General features: G+C 67.1%; 22 protein-coding genes. 4 read left to right on the forward strand and 18 right to left on the reverse strand.

Going from position 1 to position 23,804, the window contains the following annotated elements; translation table 11 throughout:
- Nucleotides 1–17 precede the first annotated feature (17 nt).
- From LPA45_RS25130 to LPA45_RS25190, 13 genes are all read right to left on the reverse strand, one after another.
- Nucleotides 18–512 (reverse strand): chemotaxis protein CheW, encoded by a 495-nt coding sequence (locus LPA45_RS25130; RefSeq protein ID WP_317925032.1) that lies wholly within the window; start codon nt 510–512, stop codon nt 18–20.
- Between the two features lie 34 nt (nt 513–546).
- Nucleotides 547–2,598: a chemotaxis protein CheA gene (gene cheA / locus LPA45_RS25135; protein WP_317925034.1), complete on the reverse strand. Its 2,052-nt coding sequence runs from the start codon at nt 2,596–2,598 to the stop codon at nt 547–549.
- A gap of 74 nt (nt 2,599–2,672) precedes the next feature.
- Nucleotides 2,673–3,650, reverse strand: coding sequence for a flagellar motor protein MotB (motB, locus tag LPA45_RS25140; RefSeq protein WP_116318873.1), 978 nt, complete (start codon nt 3,648–3,650; stop codon nt 2,673–2,675).
- 25 nt (nt 3,651–3,675) lie between these two features.
- On the reverse strand, nt 3,676–4,539 hold the full coding sequence (gene motA / locus LPA45_RS25145) for a flagellar motor stator protein MotA (RefSeq protein WP_029049989.1): 864 nt from the start codon (nt 4,537–4,539) through the stop codon (nt 3,676–3,678).
- 119 nt (nt 4,540–4,658) lie between these two features.
- Nucleotides 4,659–5,267 carry a flagellar transcriptional regulator FlhC gene (gene flhC / locus LPA45_RS25150; RefSeq protein ID WP_116318874.1) on the reverse strand — a complete coding sequence of 203 codons (609 nt, stop codon included), beginning with the start codon at nt 5,265–5,267 and terminating at the stop codon, nt 4,659–4,661.
- Entirely contained in the window at nt 5,264–5,581 is a 318-nt protein-coding gene (gene flhD, locus LPA45_RS25155; RefSeq protein WP_317921784.1) for a flagellar transcriptional regulator FlhD, read from the reverse strand. The genes flhC and flhD overlap by 4 nt, the downstream gene beginning before the upstream one ends.
- 528 nt (nt 5,582–6,109) lie before the next feature.
- Nucleotides 6,110–6,844: a DUF4088 domain-containing protein gene (locus tag LPA45_RS25160; protein ID WP_317921786.1), complete on the reverse strand. Its 735-nt coding sequence runs from the start codon at nt 6,842–6,844 to the stop codon at nt 6,110–6,112.
- A gap of 58 nt (nt 6,845–6,902) precedes the next feature.
- Nucleotides 6,903–8,759, reverse strand: a complete 1,857-nt coding sequence (locus LPA45_RS25165; protein WP_116318876.1) for a methyl-accepting chemotaxis protein — start codon at nt 8,757–8,759, stop codon at nt 6,903–6,905.
- Between the two features lie 32 nt (nt 8,760–8,791).
- Nucleotides 8,792–10,441: a methyl-accepting chemotaxis protein gene (locus LPA45_RS25170; RefSeq protein WP_317921836.1), complete on the reverse strand. Its 1,650-nt coding sequence runs from the start codon at nt 10,439–10,441 to the stop codon at nt 8,792–8,794.
- 130 nt (nt 10,442–10,571) lie between these two features.
- Nucleotides 10,572–11,069 (reverse strand): chemotaxis protein CheW, encoded by a 498-nt coding sequence (locus LPA45_RS25175; protein WP_116318877.1) that lies wholly within the window; start codon nt 11,067–11,069, stop codon nt 10,572–10,574.
- A 117-nt stretch (nt 11,070–11,186) separates the two neighbouring features.
- Nucleotides 11,187–11,594: a response regulator gene (locus tag LPA45_RS25180; RefSeq protein ID WP_116318878.1), complete on the reverse strand. Its 408-nt coding sequence runs from the start codon at nt 11,592–11,594 to the stop codon at nt 11,187–11,189.
- 209 nt (nt 11,595–11,803) lie between these two features.
- Nucleotides 11,804–13,768: a bifunctional diguanylate cyclase/phosphodiesterase gene (locus tag LPA45_RS25185; protein ID WP_116318879.1), complete on the reverse strand. Its 1,965-nt coding sequence runs from the start codon at nt 13,766–13,768 to the stop codon at nt 11,804–11,806.
- 126 nt (nt 13,769–13,894) lie between these two features.
- Entirely contained in the window at nt 13,895–15,622 is a 1,728-nt protein-coding gene (locus LPA45_RS25190; RefSeq protein ID WP_317921790.1) for a methyl-accepting chemotaxis protein, read from the reverse strand.
- Between the two features lie 621 nt (nt 15,623–16,243).
- On the opposite strand from LPA45_RS25190, the gene LPA45_RS25195 reads away from it, so the two are divergent.
- Nucleotides 16,244–16,552 (forward strand): H-NS family nucleoid-associated regulatory protein, encoded by a 309-nt coding sequence (locus LPA45_RS25195; RefSeq protein ID WP_116318881.1) that lies wholly within the window; start codon nt 16,244–16,246, stop codon nt 16,550–16,552.
- Between the two features lie 62 nt (nt 16,553–16,614).
- On the opposite strand, the gene galE is transcribed toward LPA45_RS25195, so the two are convergent.
- Both galE and LPA45_RS25205 read right to left on the reverse strand, forming a co-directional pair.
- Nucleotides 16,615–17,634, reverse strand: coding sequence for a UDP-glucose 4-epimerase GalE (gene galE / locus LPA45_RS25200; RefSeq protein ID WP_317921793.1), 1,020 nt, complete (start codon nt 17,632–17,634; stop codon nt 16,615–16,617).
- 183 nt (nt 17,635–17,817) lie between these two features.
- The gene (locus LPA45_RS25205) at nt 17,818–18,801 is read right to left on the reverse strand and encodes a tyrosine-type recombinase/integrase (RefSeq protein ID WP_116318961.1); all 984 of its coding nucleotides are present in this window, start codon (nt 18,799–18,801) and stop codon (nt 17,818–17,820) included.
- A 340-nt stretch (nt 18,802–19,141) separates the two neighbouring features.
- On the opposite strand from LPA45_RS25205, the gene LPA45_RS25210 reads away from it, so the two are divergent.
- On the forward strand, nt 19,142–19,576 hold the full coding sequence (locus LPA45_RS25210; protein WP_116318883.1) for a nuclear transport factor 2 family protein: 435 nt from the start codon (nt 19,142–19,144) through the stop codon (nt 19,574–19,576).
- Nucleotides 19,577–19,643: 67 nt separating this feature from the next.
- On the forward strand, nt 19,644–20,639 hold the full coding sequence (locus LPA45_RS25215) for a nitronate monooxygenase family protein (RefSeq protein ID WP_116318884.1): 996 nt from the start codon (nt 19,644–19,646) through the stop codon (nt 20,637–20,639).
- 74 nt (nt 20,640–20,713) lie between these two features.
- Here LPA45_RS25215 and LPA45_RS25220 read toward each other — a convergent pair whose 3' ends face one another.
- The gene (locus tag LPA45_RS25220; protein WP_116318885.1) at nt 20,714–21,277 is read right to left on the reverse strand and encodes a PadR family transcriptional regulator; all 564 of its coding nucleotides are present in this window, start codon (nt 21,275–21,277) and stop codon (nt 20,714–20,716) included.
- 349 nt (nt 21,278–21,626) lie between these two features.
- Between LPA45_RS25220 and LPA45_RS25225 the strand changes: the two genes are divergently transcribed.
- Nucleotides 21,627–21,854 (forward strand): hypothetical protein, encoded by a 228-nt coding sequence (locus LPA45_RS25225; protein ID WP_116318886.1) that lies wholly within the window; start codon nt 21,627–21,629, stop codon nt 21,852–21,854.
- A gap of 121 nt (nt 21,855–21,975) precedes the next feature.
- Here LPA45_RS25225 and LPA45_RS25230 read toward each other — a convergent pair whose 3' ends face one another.
- Together LPA45_RS25230 and LPA45_RS25235 are read right to left on the reverse strand one after the other, a co-directional pair.
- The gene (locus LPA45_RS25230; protein WP_116318887.1) at nt 21,976–23,118 is read right to left on the reverse strand and encodes a hypothetical protein; all 1,143 of its coding nucleotides are present in this window, start codon (nt 23,116–23,118) and stop codon (nt 21,976–21,978) included.
- Nucleotides 23,119–23,203: 85 nt separating this feature from the next.
- A complete protein-coding gene (locus LPA45_RS25235; protein WP_116318888.1) occupies nt 23,204–23,749 on the reverse strand; it encodes a GNAT family N-acetyltransferase in 546 nt (181 codons plus the stop codon).
- Nucleotides 23,750–23,804 lie beyond the last annotated feature (55 nt).

The raw sequence follows: 23,804 nt of genomic DNA on the forward strand, positions 1-23,804 counted from the left end.
CGGGTTGCTGCGCGGCGTCAGGCCAGCTCGGCCTCGACCAGTGCCATCTCGGCGCTGGTCATCAGCTTCTCGATATCGATCAGCACCAGCATGCGGCCGTCGACGGTGCCCAGGCCGGTCAGGTGCTCGGTCGAGATCGACACGCCGAACTCCGGCGCCGGCTTGATCGCCTCGCCGGTCAGCGTCAGCACGTCCGACACGCCATCGACCACGATGCCGACCACGCGGCCGGCCACGTTGAGGATGATGACCACGGTCTGGTGGTCGTAGCGCACGTTGCCCAGGCGGAACTTCAGGCGCAGGTCGACGATCGGCACGATCACGCCGCGCAGGTTGGTCACGCCCTTGATGAAATCAGGCGCGCTGGAAATGCGCGTAACGGTCTCGTAGCTGCGGATCTCCTGCACCTTGAGGATGTCGATGCCGTATTCCTCCGACCCCAGCGTGAAGACCAGGAACTCCTGGCCCGAAGCGTCGCTTCCGGGGGTATCGATGTGTCCGATGCCGGCCATGATGTGTTTTCTCTTCCTGTAGTGGGTCGGTTGGTTAGGCCAACGACGAGGCCAACGACGAAGCCAGCGCCGGCTCCTGCCGGCGCACGCCGGTGCGCTGCAGCGCACCGACATCGACGATCAGCGCCACGCTGCCGTCGCCGAGGATGGTCGCCGCCGAGATGCACGGCACCTTGCGGTAGTTGGTTTCCAGGTTCTTCAGCACCACCTGGTGCTGGCCGATCAGCTGGTCCACCAGCAGCGCGAAGCGTTTGCCTTCGGCCTGCAGGATCACGGCGATGCCCTGCGTGGGTTCCTGCAGCGCGCCGGCGATGTTGAAGACGCGGTGCATTTCCAGCAGCGGCAGGTACTCGCCGCGCACGTGCATGACGCGGTCGGAGTTGGCGGCGGTGTGCACGTCCTCGGCCTTGGGCTGCAGCGATTCCATCACGCAGTTCAGCGGCAGGATGAAAGTCTCTTCACCGACCTTGACCGACATGCCGTCCAGGATCGCCAGCGTCAGCGGCAGCACGATGCGGATGGTGGTGCCCAGGCCCGGGCGCGAGCTGATCTGCACATGGCCGCCCATCTCCTGGATGTTGCGCTTGACCACGTCCATGCCCACGCCACGGCCGGACACGTCGGTGACAACCTCCGCGGTGGAGAAGCCCGGCGCAAAGATCAGCTGCCAGACTTCCTCGTCGCTGATGTTCTCGGACACCGGCAGGCCGTTCTGGATGGCCTTGGCCAGGATGCGCTCGCGGTTCAGCCCGCCGCCGTCATCGCTGACTTCAATGACGATGTTGCCGCCGTGGTGCTGCGCGGACAGCACCAGCTGGCCGGTCGGCTCCTTGCCGGCGGCGACGCGCTTGTCGGGGGTCTCGATGCCATGGTCCAGGCTGTTGCGGACCAGGTGAGTGAGCGGGTCGATGATGCGTTCGATCAGGCTCTTGTCGAGCTCGGTGGCCTTGCCGAAGGTGACCAGGTCGATCTGCTTGCCGAGCTTGCTGGCCAGGTCGCGCACCAGGCGCGGGAAGCGCGAGAACACGTAGTCCATCGGCATCATGCGGATCGACATCACCGCTTCCTGCAGGTCGCGCGCATTGCGCTCGAGCTGGCCCATGCCGGAGAACAGGCGGTCGAACAGCACCGGGTCGAGCGACGACGCGGTCTGCGCCAGCATCGACTGGGTAATCACCAGTTCGCCCACCAGGTTGATGATCTGGTCGACCTTTTCGGTGGGCACGCGGATCGAGCCTTCGCCGTGCGCGGCGGCCGGGGCCGGCTTGGCCTTTTCTTTCTCCTTCTCCTTCTCGCGCGCGGCGGGAGCAGGAGCGGCCGGTGCTGCCGCGGCCGGCGCCGGAGCCGGCGCGGGTACTTCGGCCGGTGCCGCTGCCGCTGCATCGCTGGCGGCTTCGATCGCGATCTGGTCCATGTCGATCACGAAGCAGCACACCGCAATGATGTCGTCGGCGCTGCACTGGGTGTTGAGCCACACCACCAGTTCGCCGTTGACCTCCTGCTGCCCGGTGATCTCGCCGAGGTTGGCGAGTTCTTCGCGCAGCAGCGCCTGGTCGTTGGCGGAGACCTTGATCAGCCGGATCTTTAGCGCACCGCCTGCCGCGGCTGCCGGTGCGGCAACGGGAGCCGCAACCGGGGCGGCGACGGGTGCCGGGGCCGGAGCGGCCGCCGATGCGCCCGCCTGGCCAGCGGCTTCCTGCGCGAGCTGCTGTAGCACGGCGCAGATGCGCACCAGCGTTTCCGGATCGGGTTCGGTGCCGTTGCGGTAGGCGTTGAGCTGATCTTGCAACACGTCCTTGGTTTCCAGAAAGGTGTCGATGATGGTCCTGGTCAACGCCAGTTCCTGCCGGCGCGTGCGGTCCAGCAGGTTCTCGAAGATGTGGGTGGTCTCGGTCAGCGCCGCGAACCCGAAGGTAGCGGCTCCGCCCTTGATCGAATGGGCCGCCCGGAAGATCGCGTTCAGATGCTCGGGATCGGGAGACTCGATGTCCAGGCCGAGCAGCAGCTGCTCCATTTCCACGAGCAGTTCTTCCGCTTCTTCAAAGAAGGTCTGGTAAAACTGTGTGATATCGATATCGACAGACATGGCGTCCTGACTCACTAAGTTACTGCGCTAGGCGCGGGCGCCGCCGGTGCGGCCGCGCTTGGTGGTTTGCTGCGTCATGGCTTGCGGCCCTGCGGTGCCGAGGCCGGCGCTGCCGCCGGCGCGGAGGCCGCGGCCAGCCCAGCCTGGATTTCCTGCGCGGCCTTGCCGGCCTGCGCCGCCACCGAGACCTCGGCCGCGCTGGCGTTCTCGGCCTCGAAGCGCGCCTGGGCCTTGTGGTTGAGCACGACGATGCTGATGCGCCGGTTGACCGGCGCCAGCAGATCGTCCTTGTCCAGGGGCATGGTCGCCGCCAGGCCCAGCACGCGCAGCACCTTGCCTTCCTGCATGCCACCCGCGATCAGTTCGCGGCGCGAGGCATTGGCGCGGTCGCTGGACAGCTCCCAGTTGCTGTAGGTGCGCTCGCCGTTGGAATAGTTGGCCGCGTCGGTATGGCCAGACAGGCTGACCTTGTTCGGCAGCTCGTTCAGCACTGGGCCGATCTCGCGCAGGATGGTGCGCATATAGGTCTCGACGTTGGCGCTGCCGGTGCGGAACATCGGCCGGTTCTGCGTATCGAGGATCTGGATGCGCAGGCCTTCGCTGGTGATGTCGAGCAGCAGCTGCGGGCGGAACTGGCGCAGCATCGGGTTGCTCTCGATGAGCTGTTCGAGGCGCTGCTTGAGCGCGCGCAGGCGCTGCCCTTCCTGCAGTTCGTTGCGGCGCTGTTCCTCGCTCGGATCGTTGTCGCGCGCGCGCATGACCTCGCCGTCCTTGCGCATGACGTCCATGCCGCCGCCCGGGATCACGCTGGGCGACTGGCTGCTTTTCTCGCCGCCGACGACCGCCACCTTGAGCGGCATGCGGAAGTATTCGGCAATGCCTTCCAGCGTCTTCTTGTTGGCGCTGGACAGCAGCCACAGCACCAGGAACAGCGCCATCATCGCCGTCATGAAGTCGGCGTAGGCGATCTTCCAGCTGTGGTTGCCGTGCGGCCTGGCGTGCGATTTCGCCCGGCGGACGATGATCGGACGCATGTCGTGTGCGCTGCTCATGAGGGTGCCTCCTGCCTTGCCGCGCTCAGTTCAGGCTCTTGACTTCGCGCACGTGGTCGTCGAGCTCGAGGAACGACGGCCGCACCGTGGAGTACAGCACCTTGCGGCCGAATTCCACCGCGACCAGCGGCGCATAGCCGTTCAGGGAGGCGAGCAGCACCACCTTGATGCACTCGTAGACCTTGACGTTCTCGGACACCTGCAGCTCGATGCGCGCGGCCAGCGGCGAGATAAAGCCGTAGGCCAGCAGGATGCCGAGGAAGGTGCCGACCATGGCGTGCGCGATCAGCGCGCCGAGCTCGGCCGGCGGCAGGTCGGCCGAAGCCAGCGCATGCACCACGCCCATCACCGCGGCGACGATGCCAAACGCGGGCAGCGCATCGCCGACGCGCGACAGCGCATGGGCGGGAATCTCGGCCTCATGGCGGAAGGTCTCGATCTCGTGGTCCATCAGGGCCTCGATCTCGAAGGCGTTCATGTTGCCGTTGACCATCATGCGCAGGTAGTCGGTGAGGAATTCCATCACCACCGGATCCGACAGGATGCGCGGGTACTGGCTGAAGACGCTGCTGGAGGCGGGATCCGCGATTTCCTTTTCCAGGAACAGGATGCCCTCGCGCCGTGCCTTGGACAGCAGCACGTACAGCAGCGACATGACGTCCAGGTACAGTTCCTTCTTGTACTTGGAGCCCTTGAACAGCCCTGGCAGGGCGCGGGCGGTGGCCTTGATGGCCTTGGTGGTGTTGGTGGCGATGAAGGCACCGAAGGCAGCGCCCCCGATGATCACGAATTCCGCCGGTTGATATAGCGCGCCCATGTGGCCGCCGGTCATGGCGTAACCGCCAAGCACCGCGACAACCACGACGACATAGCCAAGAACTACTAGCACGATGGGATCCCCGTCAAAAAACGCGCGTCAATCACGCACAATGGCCCGCGCACGGGCGAACGGGGAGTGGTCCGTCCGCCAGCGCTGCAAGCTTGCCGGCCGGCGGACCTAAACCAGGATCAGGCGTTGGTCTGCACGGCGGCGGCGTCTTTCGAGAGCTTCTTCACTTTCCCTGCGCGCGAGGGCGGACGGCACAGGCTGCACACGAAGTTCGCGTGCGGCTCATAGGCGTGCGTGACGAACTGTCCGCCGCAACACGTGCAGCTGGACAGCTGCAGCATATTGCTCTCGAAGAACCGTACTAACGTCCAGGCACGCGTGAAACTTAAGACAATTTCACCGCCGAGAAGCGAAACGTGTTCGAGGTACAGGCGATAGGCAGCCACCACGGCGCGGATGCCCACGGTCTCGCCTTCCTGCACCATGAACTGATGGGCAGAGAAGAACAGCGACGAGTGGATATTCGGCAGCCAGGTGGTGAACCAGTCCGTCGAGAAGGGCAGCATGCCCTTGGGAGGCGAGACCCCGCGCAGTTCCTTGTACAGGCGGATGAGCCGGTCGCGCGACAGCGTGGTCTCGGCTTCAAGCACCTGCAGGCGCGCACCCAGGCCGATCAGCTCGATGGCGAGCTGGGTCTGGTTGGCATCCTGGAGAACGCTCTTGCGTGGGACGGCTGCGGAGGTGGCCGTGAAACTCCGGTTCGGCTCGGCCTTCAGCAGCGCGGTCAATTGATTGACTCCACAGGCTGACGAGCAAGCAGGATCGCGGCGTGGATCTGCTGCATGTCATGGCTCTTGGCCGTGTGGGTGAGTGTGGACAGAAGCGCATGATCGTCGAAGCGGAACCTGCACAGCACCATGTTGGATGCCGCGAGCTTGACGAGTTGCGCCGAAGTCAGCTTGCCAAGGATATCCGCGATTTCCTTGCTGACCCCGAGCCGGAACATGGCTTCGACCTGGTTTTCGCGCACGAGTCGTTGCGCGAGCAGCAGATAGGCGAGGTTAACCTCCCTGATCTCCTGGAGAACTTCACTGCTTTCCAATTTTTCCCCGCTACCAAAAACCCACCGTTGCCGCTTGTCCGGCGCTTACCAGGCCCGAGGGCTCCGGCGACCAGATCGTTTGTTTGCGGCTGGGCGGGTACAACGTACGACTTAAAGGAACTGCGCCCGTGTCACACTGTTATCAGCCCCGTTACAAGTGTTACAGAGTGTAAGTGAGACTGGTACGTTTATATCGGCAATCCGCCCGCAATGCCAATCCCTACTTACGCGGGGGGGATGCAAATGTCGTACGAAACATACATGGCTTGGCGCATTTTGTAACATTTCACAGGCGTGTAGCTTTGATTTCGATCAACGCTGTAACGCAATCGTCATAGCAGCCAAACGCGCGAGACCGTCGCTTGGGTGCCTGATGGATTCCTCTATTGACGAAGTGCGCGCGTAGTGGTGCGCGCGCATGGCATTCCCCTGCCCTGTCCGAAAACGGCATGTCCGAATTGCGCGCGCTTGAGGACGCGCGCCTCTACCTGGCGATCACCTGCCACTCATCCGCCGCTCATCCGCCGCTCATCCGCTGAACATTCGCCGCAGCCACGCCGCCAGCCGCGCAAAGACATCGTCGGGCTCGTCGCGGAAGAGCGAGGGACGCGAGCGTTCCACCTGCTCCAGCACGCGCGCGGCTTCTTCCGGCTGCACCGAGCCATACTCGAGCGCCAGGCCCAGCATGCCGCGCAACTCGCCCACGCGCGCGCGGCCCGCGGTCTCGTTGTCTTCAGTCTGCAGCGCGTACATCAGGTCATACGCGCGCTGGCGCAGGCTTTCCGCCAGCCGCCATGCCGGCGTGCGCATGCGCTCCTCCAGCAAGCGCACGTCTTCGGCCGAGGCCGCGACCTGGGTCGCCAGCGCTTCAGTGAAGGCGGCGTCGGCCCCGCATTCGGTCAGTACCTTCGCGGCCCATTCGCGCGCATGCGCAAGCCGCTGCTCGCCCGTCCAGTCCGGCTGCACCGCCAGGCCGAAGCCGAAGCGCCGCGCATCGCGCATCAGCGCCGCCAGCGCGTTGGGCAGCTGCTTGTCGAACACGCGCCGGGCCCAGCCGTACTCGCCGCCGGACAACAACCGGTTCACGGCGCGCTCGGTCAGCGGGCCATCATGTTGCAGCAGCCTGGCACGCAGGAAGTCGTTGAACTCGGGTGGCAGGAACTCGCGGTCCAGCCCGGTCGAGACACCGATGAACTGGTCGAATTCCTTGCGCAGCCTGTACGCATCGTCAGGCGGCAGGGCCAGGGTGATCTCGTTCGTCATAGCATTGCCATCACGGGCCGCGCCGCGGCCCGTGGTTCCGGTAGAAAGCGCCGGTGGATCAGAACGCGCTCCAGTCGCCGTTGTCGGCACCTGCCAGCGCGGGGCGCGGCGTGCGTGCGGCGGTGACCGATGGCGCTGCCTGGGCGGCCTCGGCGGCTTGCGGCGCGCCGGCTTCGGCGGATGCCGCTGCCGCTGCCATTGCTACACCCGGAACGGCCGGGGCCGCGCGCTTGCGGGGAGCCAGCGTGCGCGCCTTGCCCGCCGCCTTGCCCGCTGCCTTGCCCGAAACTGCGGCGGAAGCCGAAGCGGTCGCCGGCAGCGAGAACGATGCGTGCGCGTCCTCCGCCGCCAGCCTGAACATTGCCACCGCGCCCTGCAGTCGGCCGGCCTGCTCTTCCAGCGCACCAGCGGCGGCCGCGGCCTGCTCGACCAGTGCCGCGTTCTGCTGCGTCACCTCGTCCATCTGCGCCACGGCCAGGTTGACTTGCTCGATACCCGAGCTCTGCTCGGCCGAGGCCGCGCTGATCTCGCCCATGATGTCAGTCACGCGCTTCACCGCCTGCACGATCTCGTCCATGGTCTTGCCAGCCTGGCCCACCAGCGCCGAGCCGTTGTCGACGCGCTCGACGGTATCGCCGATCAGGCCCTTGATCTCCTTGGCCGCGTTGGCGCTGCGCTGCGCCAGGCTGCGCACCTCGCCCGCCACCACCGCAAAGCCGCGGCCCTGCTCGCCGGCGCGCGCGGCTTCCACCGCGGCGTTCAGCGCCAGGATGTTGGTCTGGAAGGCAATGCCCTCGATCACGCCGATGATGTCGACGATCTTCTTGGACGCATCGTTGATCTCGTCCATGGTCTGCACCACGCGGCCCACCACTTCGCCGCCGCGCAGCGCGGTCTCCGACGCATTGGCCGCCAGCCCGCTGGCCTGGCGCGCATTGTCGGCGTTCTGGCGCACGGTGCTGGTCAGTTCCTCCATGCTGGACGCGGTCTCTTCCAGCGACGCGGCCTGCTGCTCGGTGCGCTGCGACAGGTCGTTGTTGCCCGCGGCAATTTCACGCGAGGCCGTGCCGATCGATTCCGCCGACTCCTTGAAGTCGCGGACCATGTGCGACAGCTGCTGCTGCATCTGCTGCATGGCATAGACCAGGCTGCTCTTGTCGCCGGCGCGCGTGGCCACCGGGGCGGAGAAGTCGCCATCGGCGATGCGCTTCGCGATCTCGGCCGCATAGCCCGGTTCGCCGCCGAGCTGGCGCGACAGCCCGCGCGCCAGGAACACGCCCAGCAGCACCGACAACGCAACCCCGCCCAGCACCAGCGCCAGCATCCACACCCGCGTGGCGTCATAGACGCTGCGCGCCTCTTCATTGTTGCTGCGGGCACGGTCATCGCGGCGCTTCACCATCTTCGCCATCACTTCTTCCAGCGCATGGCTGTCCTTGAGCAGGTCGGCGCTCTCGGAGAACACCTGGCTCTCGAACTGCGAGGTATCCAGCGGCTGCTTGCTGACCAGCTCGACGTACTTTTCCATGCGTGCGCGGAACGCGGGCGACAGCTCGTGGTATTGCTTGACCAGCGCCTTGCCTTCAGGCTGCTCGAAGGCCTTGGCGACCTGCCGGATGCGTTCGTCCATCACGCCCAGCGACCTGGCGATCTGCTCCTTCTCGGTGGCGCGCTCGCCCATGGTCGACGCCGACAGCAGGCCGATCTGCGCACGGCTGGCGTAGACCAGGTTGATGTTGGCGTCCTGCACGGCCTTGAGCGCCTGCAGGTCGCCGTGATAGATCTTGCCGGTCCACTCCGCCATGCGCCCCATGTTGATGACGCCCAACAGCCCCATGACGGCGCCGATCACCGCGACGACCAGGAATCCGGCAACCAGCCTGGTCGTGACGCGCAATTGATTGAACCACTGCATAGCAACTCCCCCTTGTTACTGATAGCTTCGTACTAAGCCTGTGCCCTGGAGCGGGCCGCCGCTTCGCGCTGCGCGGCCGGCAGGCGTTGCGGGCGCACTTCGGCCTGCATGCTGACGCGGAAGGTGGCGACGGCATCGCGCAGCCGCAGTGCCTGCTCTTCCAGCGAGCCTGCCGCCGCTGCCGCCTGTTCCACCAGCGCTGCGTTCTGCTGCGTGCCTTCGTCCATCTGCGCCACCGCCCGGTTGACCTGCTCGATGCCGGCGCTCTGCTCGGCCGACGCCGCTGTGATCTCGCCCATGATGTCGGTGACGGACTTCACCGCCTGCACGATCTCGTCCATGGTCTTGCCAGCCTGGCCCACCAGTGCCGAGCCGTTGTCGACGCGCTCGACGGTATCGCCGATCAGGCCCTTGATCTCCTTGGCCGCGTTGGCGCTGCGCTGCGCCAGGCTGCGCACCTCGCCCGCCACCACGGCAAAGCCGCGGCCCTGCTCGCCGGCACGCGCGGCTTCCACCGCCGCGTTCAGCGCCAGGATGTTGGTCTGGAAGGCAATGCCTTCGATCACGCCGATGATGTCGACGATCTTCTTTGACGCATCGTTGATCTCGTCCATGGTCATCACCACGCGGCCCACCACTTCGCCGCCACGCAGCGCGGTCTCCGACGCATTGGCTGCCAGCCCGCTGGCCTGGCGCGCGTTGTCGGCGTTCTGGCGCACGGTGCTGGTCAGTTCCTCCATGCTGGACGCGGTCTGCTCCAGCGACGCGGCCTGCTGCTCGGTGCGTTGCGACAGGTCGTTGTTGCCAGCCGCCACCTGGTGCGTCGCAGTGGAAATGCTGGCCATGCCTTCCTGGATTTCATGCACCACCGACAGCAGGCTGCGCTGCATGGTCTGCATCGCCTGCGCCAGCGCGCCGATCTCGTCGTCGCTGCGATGTTCGTAGCGCGTGGTCAGGTCGCCCGCACCCAGGCGCAGCGCAAAGTCCAGCATGTCGCCCACCGGCCGGTGCACGCGCGCCAGCAGCATGGTGCCGGCCGCGAACGAGGTCGCCAGCGCCAGCGCGAAGCCGCCCCACAGCCACGGGCGCAGCGTCGCGGCGCCCGCCGGGTCCAGGATCTCGACCGCCGCCAGCGCGGCCAGGAACCACACCAGCCCGCCCGCCTGCGCCCACAGGATGCGGCGTTTCAGGTTCATGCGCAGCGCGCGCTGCGCCAGGCCAGCCAGCCCGGTGCGCACCACGGCGCCGTTACGGATCGCCAGCCCCGCGGCGCGCCCTGCGCGAAAGCGCGCATACAGCGCGCCGGCGCCTTCGATCTGCTCGCGCGAGGCCATCGAACGCACCGAGGTATAGCCGACCACGCGCCCGTCGACGCGCGTCGGCGTGACGGTGGCATTGACCCAGTAGAAGTCGCCGTTCTTGCGGCGGTTCTTGACCACGCCCATCCAGGTGCGGCCGGCTTCCAGGTTCTGCCACAGGTCGGCGAATGCCTCGGGCGGCATGTCGGGGTGGCGCACCAGGTTGTGCGGCGCGCCCATCAGTTCTTCCGGCGCATAGCCGCTGGCCTCGATAAAGGTGCGGTTGGCGAAGGTAATACGGCCCTTGAGGTCCGTGCGCGAGATCAGGTAGTCCGAGGCTGAGAGCTGGTATTCGCGCTGCGTAACGGGTTGGTTGTTTCGCATGGATGACATCGATACTGCTTGACCCGAAGAAACCATGGCTGCCAGGCATGGCGCAATTCCGGGCAATACGATCCGGCAGGCGCGGTACGCCGGCCGGACGGCGGGGGCAAACAGGCAGGTGTGGCAGGAATCAGGCCACGGCGTCGAGCGCGGCCAGTTCTTCGATATTGAGCAGCTTCTCGATATCGACCAGGATCAGCATGCGCTGCTCGACCGAGCCGAGGCCGCGGATGTAGTCGGTGGCCAGCTCGCCGGAAAAATGCGGCGTGGGCTTGATCTGTGCGGGTGTCAGCGTCAGCACGTCGGAAACGCCGTCGACGACGATGCCGGTGGTGCGCTCGTTGAGGTCGACGATGATGACCACGGTGTACTGGTCATAGGTCACGTCCGGCTGGCGGAACTTGATGCGCAGGTCGACGATCGGCACGATGATGCCGCGCAGGTTGATCACGCCCTTGATGTAGTCGGGCGCATTGGCAAGCTGGGTGACCGACTCATAGCCGCGGATTTCCTGGACCTTCAGGATATCGATGCCGTACTCTTCGCGGCCCAGCGTGAAGGCCAGGAATTCCTCGCCCGCGCCTTCGTTCACGCCTGCCGCGCCGCTTGCCTTGCCGATATGCTTCATCGTCAGCCCCCCAATCTGGTCATGCCGGTTTCCTGGCGCATGGCGCCGGGGCGTGATTTCGCCCACCAGTGTTTACGGCAGCAAACGGGGTGACTGAAGGGCGACGCGGCGCCTTCCTTACCCTTCCGACGAGGGGTGGGTGGGCGCGAGCAGCGCCGCCACGGCCTGCATCAGCGCATCGGGATCGAAGGGCTTGGGCAGGAAGCCCGAGGCGCCGGCGGCGCGGGCCTGCTCGCGGATGCTGCTGTCATGCTCGGTGGTCAGCATCAGGATCGGGATGGCGGCGTAGCGCGCGCTGGCGCGCAGTCGGCGGATCAGGGTCAGGCCGTCCATGCCGGGCATGACCTGGTCGGTGACCAGCATGCCGAAGGCGGCATCGTCCGCCGCAGCGGCATCGGCCAGCGCGTGCGCCTGCTCGCCGTCGGCGGCCTCGGTGACGTCGAACCCGCCGGCGCGCAGGCATGCGCCGATCATGCGGCGTAGCGAGGGAGAATCATCGACGACGAGGATGCTGGGCAATGACATTGGCGCCTCCGTTGGCAAGGCTCGGTTGATCCGCCGAATGCTGAAGCAGGTGCTTGGCGCCGGGTGGCGCGGCCGGCGACGGACGGGCCGGTGCAGGGCCGCGCTGCAAGCGCGTGCGCCCTGCCAGCGTGGATATCGGCATGGCAGGCGCGACGCTTTAGCGTTTCTGGCGTTTTTTCGGCTTGGTGTTCCTGCGTGCGGCGCGGCGCTCAGGCCTGCTGCTGGCCGCGCAACGCGTCGGCAAACCCCGCCGCATCGAGCGGCAGCGACAGCAGGAAGCCCTGCACCTCGTCGCAGCCCATCTCGTTGAGGATTTCCAGCTGCGAGGCCGACTCGACGCCTTCAGCCACCACCTTCATGCGCAGCTCGTGCGCCAGCGCGACCATGGAGCCGACGATGGCGCGCCCTTGCGCATCGGTGTCGAGGCCGCCGATCAGCGTGCGGTCGATCTTGAGCGTGCCCACGCGCAGGCGCTTGAGGTAGCCCAGGCTCGAATAGCCGCTGCCGAAGTCGTCCAGCGCCACCTGGATCCCGAGCGACTGCAGCTCGGCCAGCGTCTCCAGCGACTTGCCGATGTCCTTCATGGCCGCGGTCTCGGTAATCTCCAGCGTGATCGCCGACGGCGGGATGTCGTGCTGGTGGATCTGCTCGAGCAGGTACTGCGGGAAATTGCGGCTGGCAAAGCGCAGCCCTGACACGTTGATCGCCACCGGCACGGTCGGCAGGCCGGCGTCCTGCCACTGGCGCAGCTGGCGGCAGACGCTGGTCAGCACCCAGTCGTCGAGCTTGTCGATCTGGCCGGACTGCTCGGCCACGGCGATGAACTCGGCCGGGCTGACCTGGCCCAGCGCGGGATGGCGCCAGCGGCACAGCGCCTCGGCGCCCACCAGCGTGCCGCGGCGGGCGTCGTACTTGGGCTGGAACTGCAGCGACAGCGCATCGTCCTCGATCGCCAGCCACAGGTCGCGGCGGATCACGCGGGTGCGGCGGGCGCGCTCGCCGGCGGCGCTGTTGAACAGGCGCACCTGGTTCGAGCCACTTTCGCGCGCCTCGGCCAGGCTCACGCGCGCGGCCTGCATCAGCGCCTCGGAGGTCTGCGCGTCACGCGGGTAGATGGCAATGCCGATATTGACGCCGATCTGCATCTGCAGCCCGCGCGCGGCGATGAACTCGGCCAGCGAGCCCAGCATGCGCGAGCCCAGCTCCTGCGCGCGGCCGTGGTGCACCAGCTCGGGCACGCCGACGGCGAACTCGTCGCGCGCCAGCCGGGCAAGGAAATCGTGCGGCTCCAGCACGGCCTGCGCGAGCGCGCCGGCGTCCTGCGCCAGGATATCGTCGGCGCGGATCTCGAAGACTTCGTCGACCTCGCGGTAGTCGGCAATATGGATCAGCAGCACGGCGCAGGCGGTATCGGCGAGCCGCGCCTGGGCGATGGCCTGGTCCAGCCAGCGGCCGAACGCGACGCGGTCGGGCATCACGGTGGCAACGCTGTACTCGCCCACCGTGCCCTGCCCGCGCGCGGTGGCGCGCACCGTGAGCCGGCCGGGAATGCGCGCGCCGCGCCGCACCAGGCGCGGTTCGGCACCGCGCGGCAGGCTCGTGGTGCCGTCGTCGGCCAGGTCTTCGGCAAGGCTGGCCTCGGTGCGCGACACCGGCAGCCAGCCGCGCGACTGCGCCCGGTGCAGCACGAACATCAGCGCGCACAGCGCGGTCAGCCCGCCTGCGAGCCAGGCCGGGTGCGGCAGCCCGGCCGCGTCGATGCAGGCGCGTGCCGAGGGCGCGCCGGCGCCGCAGGCCCGGCCCAGGTGGGTGCCGGCCGCGGCCACCATGCCGGCGCCGGCGACCACCGCCAGCAACGCCGCGCCGCGCCACAGGCGCGCGCCCTGGCGCAGCCACTGCAGCAGCAGCTTGGCGGCGGTGGTGGCGGCCGCGGCGGCGGCGAAGCTGGCTGCCATCTGGGCGGAGTCATTGGCCGCCGGCACGCTGCCCGACAGCACCACCACGACCACGGGCAGGCTCACGGCCAACTGCGATAACAGCGCCGCCGACCAGGTCAGCGTGCGCAGCGACCGGCTTCCGGCGCCCTCGTCCGCACGCCCGGCGCGGACGCCAAGGGCGGCGGCCACGCCCAGCAGGGCGGCGAGCAGCAACAGGACGGTACTCAGGGCAATCATTGGGCTGCGCGGTGATAAAGAAAATGCGCGAAGACGGACCCGACGCGGGACAAACCTCGCATCATGGCATCTTGCGGTCGCCGTGTGAACAACACAATACGGGGGTCCCCTGCCGGGGACACCTGTTTAGAACGCACTCCAGTCATCCTCGCTGCCGGCAGCGACCGCCGCGGGGCGCGCCACCGGACGGGAGGCGTCGGCCGCACGGGCCACGGCAACGCGCGGCGTGGCCGGTGCAGCGGCCGGCGCGGCGGCCGGCGCGGAGCGCACCGGTGCGGGACGCTGTGCCGAAGCCACGGCACCGCCGGCGAGGGTAAAGACCGAAACCACGTTTTTCAACTTCTGCGCCTGCTCTTCCAGCGCCCCGGCCGCGGCCGCGGCCTCTTCCACCAGCGCGGCGTTCTGCTGCGTGACCTCGTCCATCTGCGTGACGGCCTGGTTGACCTGCTCGATGCCGGTGGTCTGCTCCAGCGAAGCCGCGCCGATCTCGTTCATGATGTCCGTCACGCGGCGCACCGCCTGCACGATCTCGCCCATGGTCTGGCCGGCTTCCGCCACCAGCCGGGTGCCGCTCTCCACGCGCTCGCCAGACTCGCCGATCAGCGCCTCGATCTCCTTGGCCGCCGAGGCCGAGCGCTGCGCCAGGCTGCGCACCTCGCCCGCCACCACGGCAAAGCCGCGGCCCTGCTCGCCGGCACGCGCGGCTTCCACCGCGGCGTTCAGCGCCAGGATATTGGTCTGGAAGGCAATGCCCTCGATCACGCTGATGATCTCGACCACCTTGCGCGACGCGCCGTTGATCTCGTTCATGGTGTCGACCACGCGGCCGACCACGTCGCCGCCCTTGAGCGCAATCTGCGAGGCTTCGCTGGCCAGCACGCCGGCCTGGCGGGCATTGTCCGCGTTCTGGCGCACCACCGTGGTCAGCTCTTCCATGCTGGCGGCGGTCTGCTCGAGCGAGGAGGCCTGCTCCTCGGTCCGCTGCGACAGGTCCTGGTTGCCGGTGGAAATCTGCTGCGTGGCCGACGCCATCGAGTCGGCGCCGGTACGCACTTCGGCCACGATGCCCGACAGGCTGGCCTGCATCGCGGCCAGCGCCTGCATCATGCGGCCGATCTCGTTCTTCGAGATGCTGGTGATGCGCGAGGTCAGGTCGCCGCGCGCGATGCGCTCGAACACGGCCAGCGCTTCCTGCACCGGCGTGACGATGGCGCGGTTCAACGTCACCGTGCATAGCACCGCCACCACCAGGCCCAGCACGATCAGCGCAACCGACAGCGTGCGAGTGTTGTCGAAGCTGGCCTGCGCGGCGTCGAAATTGGCCTGGCCGGCGCTCATCTGGAATTTCTGCAGCGCTTCATGCGCGGTGGACATGCTGCGTTGCAGGTCGGGCAGTACCTTCCTGGCCAGGCGCACCGCCTCGTCCTGGTTGCCGGCCAGCGTCGCCTGCTGCAGCGGCAAGACGCCCTGCTCGAAGAACGCCTGGCGCAGGCGGCCGAGTTCGGCGGCCAGCGCCTTTTCCTGGTCGTTCTGCGGCAGGCTGTTGTAGCGTTTCCAGGCCGCTTCGGAAGCATCGACGAACACCTTGGAGCGGTCCACGTTGACCTTGGGATCGTCCGGCTCGCCCAGCATCACGCTGCGGTCCAGCGCCAGGCGCATGCGGGTGGTGGCCAGCATGGCGTCGCTCAGCGCGATGGTCGAAGCCAGCTGGTTGGCATACGTATCCTTGAGCGAGTCATTGCTGGAGGAAATACCGTGCAGCCCGGCACCGCCGACCAGCAACAGCAACACCGACAGCATTCCCATGGCGCCCCGTAACAGGGTCTTGATCTGGATATTGTTGTGCAAAGACATTGTTGAAAGGAAAACGTAAGCAATCCGCGAGGCACACCCCTGGCCTCGTTACGGCAGGATCTGTCACCCCCTTGATCCGCCCTGCCCGGATAACGGCGTGGCCCATCCGGACCTTGAGCAGCCACGCGCGGCCGCGCCGGCAAATGGGCGGCAATTAACCGGAATGTCGGATATACGGCACGCCGCGTGCCATGGCATGTAAGCAAACGCTTTATTCACCGAAGCGCCGGCGATTATGGCCATTTGATTTCCACGCGCGTCGGCGCATGCCGGCCGGCCCCGGTTGGCGCGCGTCGAGGTCGGCGACACCATTTATGTGCAAGCGCTGTGTGCAGGTGCTATGTGCAGATGCTATGTGCAGGCGGCGGAGTGTAGCGGCGTTACGCCGTGGGCATCGGCGCAAATCGGAGGGGCGACCGGAATGGTTCACGAAAGTTCACTGCAATATCGGCAGCAAGAATTTTCGTAAAAACCATGCCTGAATAGCAGCCCGGCATTTGCAGCCGCCCGTTACGCCGTTATAATTCTTTTCAGCATTTCAGCACACCTACAGCGCAACTGCGCGACACCCCCGCAGTATCGACACCCACGCATATCACCCCACCGGAAACCGAGGACGCAATGGCGACTTATCAGGAAATCGTTCAGAAAATCAGTGAACTGCAGAAGCAAGCTGAGGAAATCAAGGCGCGTGAACAAGCTTCGGTGATCTCGGATATTCGCGAGAAAATCGAGCAATATGGCCTGACCGCTGAAGACCTGGGTTTTGGCACGAAAGCGCAGGCAGGCAAGAAGGTAGTCAACCGCAAGGTGCCGGTGCGCTATCGCGACAGTGCCGGCAATACCTGGACCGGCCGCGGCAAGCGCCCGGGCTGGCTGACCCAGGCCCTGGCCCAGGGCAAGACGGTCGAGGACTTCCTGATCCGCTGAAGCGCGACCCGGTCTATGGCAAAACGCCACGGTTGCATGCCGTGGCGTTTTTGTTTTCAGGCTCAGGCGTCGAACCCGCGCGGGTTCATTGACTGCCAGCGCCACGAGTCCTGGCACATGCGCTCGATACCATATTGCGCGCGCCAGCCCAGCAGCTGGTTGGCCAGCGCGGGATCGGCATAGCAAGAAGCAATATCGCCCGGGCGGCGCGCCACGATCTCATATGGCACCGGCTGGCCGCTGGCCCGCTGGTAGGCATCGACCACCTCCAGCACGCTGTAGCCGCGGCCGGTGCCCAGGTTCACGGTCAGGCCACGTCCCTGGTCGCGCAGGTAGACCAGCGCCGCCAAATGGCCGTCGGCAAGGTCGCACACGTGGATATAGTCGCGCACGCCAGTTCCGTCCGGCGTGGGGTAGTCGCCGCCGAATACCATCAGTTTCTCGCGGCGCCCGCCGGCCACCTGTGCCACATATGGCATCAGGTTATTCGGGATCCCGCGCGGATCCTCGCCGATCAGGCCGCTTTCATGCGCGCCGACCGGATTGAAATAACGCAGGTAGGCAATGCGCCATGCCGGATCCGATTTTTCAAGATCGCGCAGGATTTGCTCGCCCATGAGCTTGGTCTGGCCGTAGGGATTGGTCGAGGACAGCGGGAAATCCTCCAGGATCGGCACCGCATGGGGATTGCCATAAACCGTCGCCGAGGAGCTGAACACCAGTTGTTTCACCCCGGCCGCCCCCATGGCGGCGCAGACCGTCAGCAGGCCGTCGAGGTTGTTGCTGTAATACTCCAGCGGCTGGCTCACCGATTCTCCCACCGCCTTGAGCGCGGCAAAATGAATCACCCCGCTGATGCGGTGTTCGGCAAAAAGCCGGTCCAGCAAGGCACGGTCGCGCACGTCGCCCTCGACAAAATGCGGGGTCTTGCCGGTAATGGTGGCCAGCCGCTCGATCACCACCGGGCTGCTGTTGCACAGATTATCCAGTCCAATCACGTGGTAGCCGGCATTGAGCAGCGCGACCCAGGTATGCGAGGCGATATAGCCGGTGGCACCGGTAAGAAGCAGAGTTTCGGGCATGGGAAATAAGCGTCGGATTTCGATTCAGGGCCGTGAGGCCGCAAGCGCTTGCCTGGCGGGCCCGGCAAACGCCTCAGGCACCACATCCGAGCCGCGCTGGCGGTAGTGTCGCCTATTATCCACGATGCGCGAGACCGCCCCGGTCGGCTGGCATGCGCAGCCGGGACTATGGCGGCGCAGGACTTAAGACGGCTTGTCGCTGGCCCCGGCGACCAGTCCTGCCCGCGCCTGCCAGGCCTCGTAAGCGCCGCGCAGGCGCCAGCCCGATTCCAGGTCGCGCATGCCCAGGCATTGCGCCACCTCGGCCGGCGCCGTGCCGGCCTCGAAATGCATGGCGGCGCAGGTATTGCGCAAGGTCTGCGGCGAGGCCCGCTCATGGCGGCCGGCGAGCACGCCGGCCTCGTCGAGCAGGATTTCCACGCGCCGGTAGACCGAAGCCGCGTGCATCGGCCGGCCCGCCGGCATGGCCGGGAACACCAGGCTGCCAAGCGTGCCCGACGCCTCGCGCAGCGCCAGCCAGGCCCGCAGCGGCGCATGGGCCAGCGCGAACAGCGGCGCGGTATAGGCGCGGCCATTGTCGGGACGCACCATGCGCAGCGCCATTCGGCCCGGCGCGCCATCGTCGATGGCCTCCAGGCGCAATGCGCGGGCTTCGCCCACCTTCAGCCCGCCACCCAGCAAGACCGCCAGCAAGGCGGCATCGCGCGCGCGCTTCCATTGGGTCGGCGAGGCCGCGCGGCACTCGTCCGCCGTCGGTGGCAGCCCTGCCGGACCAAGGATGCGGGCCACCAGCAGATCGCACTCGCCCGGCAGCAGGAAGGCAGTGGGATCGTTTTCGCCCTCGGCGAGATGGGCGCGCACCGCCTGGCTGCCGGGGTTGTGCATGCCCTCGCGCAACTGGGCGAGATGGTGGAACACCCGTTCGATCAGCCGCGCATAGCGGTAGCGGTGCAACTTGTGCAATTGCTGGGCATCCAGGAATTCGCCGAGCTGCTCCGCCGACCAGCTCAGCGGCGGCAGGCCGCGCTCCGCCGACCAGCGCAGCAGCTTGCCCCACATGGCGCGGTACACCACGCTGGTGCCGTGGCGAAAGCCGTGCCGCGCCAGCCAGCCGTCGAAGGCGCGCTCGGGATGGGCGCGCCAGGCGGCGAGATCGGCATCGAACAGCGCGGCCTGGCCGGGTTGGTGCGCGGTCGGCTTGGCGGTCGGCTTGGCGGTCGACTTGGCGGTCGACTTGGTGGTCGACTTAGTGGTCACTGACTTCTCCTGCCGGTGGCTTGCGGGCGCGCGGGTGGGATTCCGCCGGGCGATGCCGCCTATTGTAGTCAACCCGTCACTACGAGGGTGCCCTCGGCGCGGCACGCGCTCATGCCAGCCCGATACCGGCTTGCGCAGCGCCGCAACGCGTGCTACCTTTCATCTCACTATGCAACTGGTTGCATAAGACGTGAACACAAACGAGAACAAGACATAGCCGGCGCAACCGCGACCGTCCAAGGAGACCGTAGTGACCACCACCCAGCTGATTCCCGCGGCGCAGGCCTCGCTCGACACCTGGCACCAGTTGATTGCCACCAATTCGATGGCCGGGCTCGACGCCATCGTCGCCGACGACGTCGTGTTCCGCTCGCCGGTCGCGCATACGGCCTACCCCGGCCGCGCGGCGATCGCGCTGGTACTGACCACGGTGAACCAGGTATTCCGCGATTTCCGCTACCACCGCAGCTTTGTCAGCGAGGACGGCCACAGCGTGGTGCTCGAGTTCAGTGCCACGGTCGATGGCAAGGCGCTCAAGGGCATCGACATGATCCGCTTCAATGACGCCGGCCATATTGCCGAATTCGAAGTGATGGTGCGTCCGCGCTCGGGCCTGGAGGCGCTGGCCGCCGCCATGGGCGCGCGCCTCGCCAGCCAGAAGGACGTGCTGACCGGCGCCGCGTAAGCGGCCAGTCCGCCGCCCGCGCCTGCCAGATTCTTTGCCTCACCGTACTACCCAGGAGACTTCACCCATGGCCCTCCCCGCCTCGCTGCAGAACCGGCTGTCGCTGCCGGTGGTCTGCTCGCCGCTGTTCATCATTTCCAACCCCGACCTGGTGATTGCCCAGTGCAAGGCCGGCGTGGTGGGCTCGTTCCCGGCGCTGAACGCACGCCCGGCGCCCAAGCTGGAAGAATGGCTGGACCGCATCACCACCGAGCTGGCCGAGCACAACGACAGGCATCCGGACCGCCCGGCGGCGCCGTTTGCGGTCAACCAGATCGTGCACAAGTCCAACGACCGCCTCGACCATGACCTGGAACTGTGCGTGCGCTACAAGGTGCCGGTCGTGATCACCTCGCTGGGCGCGCGCAAGGAAGTCAACGACGCGGTGCATTCGTACGGCGGCATCGTGCTGCACGACGTGATCAACAACACGTTCGCGCGCAAGGCCATCGAGAAAGGCGCCGACGGGCTGGTGGCGGTGGCTGCCGGCGCCGGCGGCCATGCCGGCACACTGTCGCCGTTCGCGCTGCTGCACGAGATCCGTGAATGGTTCGACGGCCCGCTGCTGCTGTCGGGTGCGATCTCCAGCGGAGACGCGATCCTGGCCGCGCAGGCCGCTGGCGCCGACCTGGCCTACATCGGCTCGGCCTTCATCGCCACGCAGGAAGCCAACGCACAGGAAGGCTACAAGCAGATGATCGTCGACAGCAGCGCCGGCGATATCGTCTACTCCAACCTCTTTACCGGCGTGCACGGCAACTACCTGCGCGGCAGCATCGAGCGCGCGGGCCTGGACCCGGCGGCGCTGCCGCAGTCCGACCCGTCCAAGATGAACTTCGGCTCGACCAGCGTGAAGGCGTGGAAAGATATCTGGGGCGCCGGCCAGGGCGTGGGCGCGATCAAGCGCGTGGTGCCGGCGGCCGAGCTGGTGCGGCGCTTTGCCGAGGAGTATGCGCTGGCGCGTCGCCGCCTGGGGCTGGGCGAAGCCAGCCAGGCCAGTGCGCGCGCGGTTGACGTGGCCTGAGCCTGACAGAGTGCAACAAAAAACGCCGGCCTGGCAGTCGCCAAGGCCGGCGTTTTGCTTTGGAGCGCGGCGCGCTACGCCGCCGGCCGCTCCAGCAGCGGCAGCAGGTCTTCGCCCCAGGCGACCCAGTCCTGCTCGAAGCGGATGCCACGGCGCAGCAGCGCATAGCGCAGTTGCTGCCCACGGTCCATGTCGGGCGCGGAGAAATCCTTGCGCTCGATCGCCAGGTAGGTTTCGAGCCGTGCCTGGTGCAACGCGATCAGCCGGCGCATTTCATCGCCCAGGCCAAGCGGCCCGATCGCGGCATCGGCGCGCAGCTTGACCAGGATTTCCTCGCGCTGGTCCAGTCCGGCGCCGGGCGCCAGCACCCAGCGCACCAGTTCGTCGCGCCCGGCCGGCAGCACCCGGTAGACCTTCTTGCGGTTCTTGCGATCGGCGGCCCCGCCCTCGCTTTCCGCCGCCTCGTTCTCGTCGGCGGCGATCCAGCCGCTATCGGCCATGCGCCCCAGCTCGCGGTAGATCTGCTGGTGGGTGGCATGCCAGAAGTAGCCGATGGAGCGGTCGAAGCGGCGCGCCAGATCATAGCCGGACGACGGCTTCTCGAGCAGGGAAATCAACAAGGCGTGCTGGGTCGACATGCGTCTGGGCAATGGCCCGTCGGGGGGCGGTTGATGGTTTCGGATTGCCATGCGGCGGGAGCGCCGGTCGTGCCGGTGCGTCACGCGCCGCAAAACTGGCGCTATGTTAGCGCAATGCCCCACGCAGTCGGCAAGGCGTGATGCAAGCATCGCCGCCTTCCTGCAATTTCTGCAGGCCCCGCCATATATTCAGCAAATTTGGCAGTTTCGAAATTTCTCGGCAAACAGAATTAAATAATGCTGAATGGCATTTTTGCGCCGCCTGCCATACATTCCATACATTGAAACCCTGTGCGAGCAAGAAAAATCCGTCCCCGGCCGCACCATGCACCGAATCTGGAGTATGTCCATGACCGGAAAAACCATGCTTGCCGAAGAGCGCGACGTCGCCTGGGAAGCCGACGCCGGCGAACGCCCGCTCGGCTTGCTGCAGCCGCTGCGCGACAAGGCCCCGATCTACTACCGGCTGCCCGATACGCCTGACGGGCACCACATCAAGGAATACGCCAGCGGCTTACGCCAGCTTGTACGTTTTGTCGGCGTCGAGGAACAGGTCGTCAAATACAGCCTGACCTGACCCGTCGCCGCCCAGGTTCTTCCTGTGGTTGTCTCCTCCAAGCCCGATCCTGCGGGCACGGACTTGAACCCGCGGTTGCCGCGGGTTTTTTCTTGCCGTGACGGTGTCCGGCGCGCCCGCCTCAGAGCTGTGGCGCACGGCAGGCCGCGCCGCCGGCATTGGCGGCTTCCGCCATGCCGAACACCGCGAGCGCGCCGCACTGCGAGCCGAACATGCGCGCCTGGTCGTGCCCCACGCCCACCACTTCATATGCCTGGTGGCGGATGGCCAGCCCGGGGCTGGCCAGGTAGCGCTCGTAGCGCAGGTAACCACGCGCACGCTGCAGCCGCGTGGGGCCTTCGGCCTCGGCGCCGCAGGCTTTGTCGAGCACGCGGTGGTTGGGATCGTTGTCCTCGGTGCCGGCAAGATAGGTCACCTGGCGCCCGGCGTAGCGCTTGTAGAGCGCCATGCCGTCAGCCCCCTTCGCGTACGGCACCATGTCCTGCACGCCGTAGCGGTATTTGTCGTAGTCGGGGCAGATGGCCTTGTCATACGGCGCGAACGACTTGCCATCCGCGCCAGCCGGGCGTACCGGCGTGAAATAGAGATAGGACGAAGGATTGGCCACGACGTAGCGCAGGTCGATGCCGCCCGCGCGGATGCGCTCATCGACATTGTTCAGCACCGCGTAGCGGTGCACGATCTGCGCGCCGCCGGAATGGCCGGCCACCGTCACCTTGCCGACCTGCGGCAGCCGCGCCTTGTCGGTGACAAAGGCGAGCAAGTCGTCCAGCACCTGCAGCGAACTGACGCGAGCGGCGCCGTCGACCGCATCCTCGCCGCTGATCCAGCCCTGCACCGACCAGTGCGGCATGCCGGTAAAGCCCTTCTTCTGGTCGGGCGTGCCGGGGAAATTCGGCGCGAGCAGCAGCACTTCGTCCGGCTTGCGGCCGCTGGCCTTCAGCAACTCGGCGCCGGCGGCGTAGTAGTCGTCGCCGTTGCGTTGCAGGCCATGCTGGACAAACACGACCTCGCGGATGCGCGACAGGTCGCCGTCGAGCCGGTGGTTGGCATAGACCGGGAAGTCATAGCCGGCGCCGACGCCAAGGTGCACACGCTGCCAGTGCGGCGCGGCCGCCGCGGCATCGGCAGGCTTGCCCGCGGCAGGCGGGGCTGCCGGCGTGCCGGCGCAGCCGGCCAGCACCGCAATGGTGGCTGCGGCGGCCAGGGCCTGGGCCAGGCGCGAACGGGCGGGCTGCGGCAGGCTTGCGGTCGATGGGATCATGGCGGGTCGTCTCCGGTTGGCATGTCGGCGATGGTAGGCCAGAGGAAAGCGGGACGGCAACGCTTGCCGCATCCGCCATCCTGCGTCACGCCAGCCGCCTGGCCAGCGCCGCCACGTCGGGCCAGGTCACGCGCCGCACCATGACGCGCAGCCCGGGCCCGTGGAAATCGTCCTCGAACGGCTCCGATGCCTCGCCGCCCAGTCGCTGGTAGAACTCACGCGCCTGCGTATTGGCCTCCAGCACATAGAGGAACAGCGGCTGCCCCGGCCAGCGCTGCGCCACGCGCTGCGCGCAATGGGCCAGCAGCCGCTTGCCCAGTCCCTGGCCATGGAAAGCCGGCAGGACATGCAGGTTGTCCAGGTAAATGCCGAACTGGGGGTCGGCCTCAGGCAGCAGGCAGGCGAAGCCGGCGGCCGCGCCATCGACCAGCGCCAGCGTGGCCTCCACGGGGCCGTCCGCGCCGTCATGCATGCGCGCGCGCCAGGCGGCCAGCCGCTCCGGGTAGGCCTGCTCGCGCAGGAATGCGTCTGGCAGCATGCCGGGATAGGTGTGCTGCCAGCTGGCGGTGTGCATGGCGGCGAGCCGGTCGGCATCGGCGGCGGTGGCGGGAATCAGCGCAATGTCAGGCATGGGTGACGGGACGAGACGGGAACCGCACAGCAGGTTCAGGTGCCTCGCGGCAAAG

Origin of the sequence: Cupriavidus sp. Agwp_2 (assembly GCF_040784895.1) — a bacterium.
Lineage (GTDB): Bacteria > Pseudomonadota > Gammaproteobacteria > Burkholderiales > Burkholderiaceae > Cupriavidus.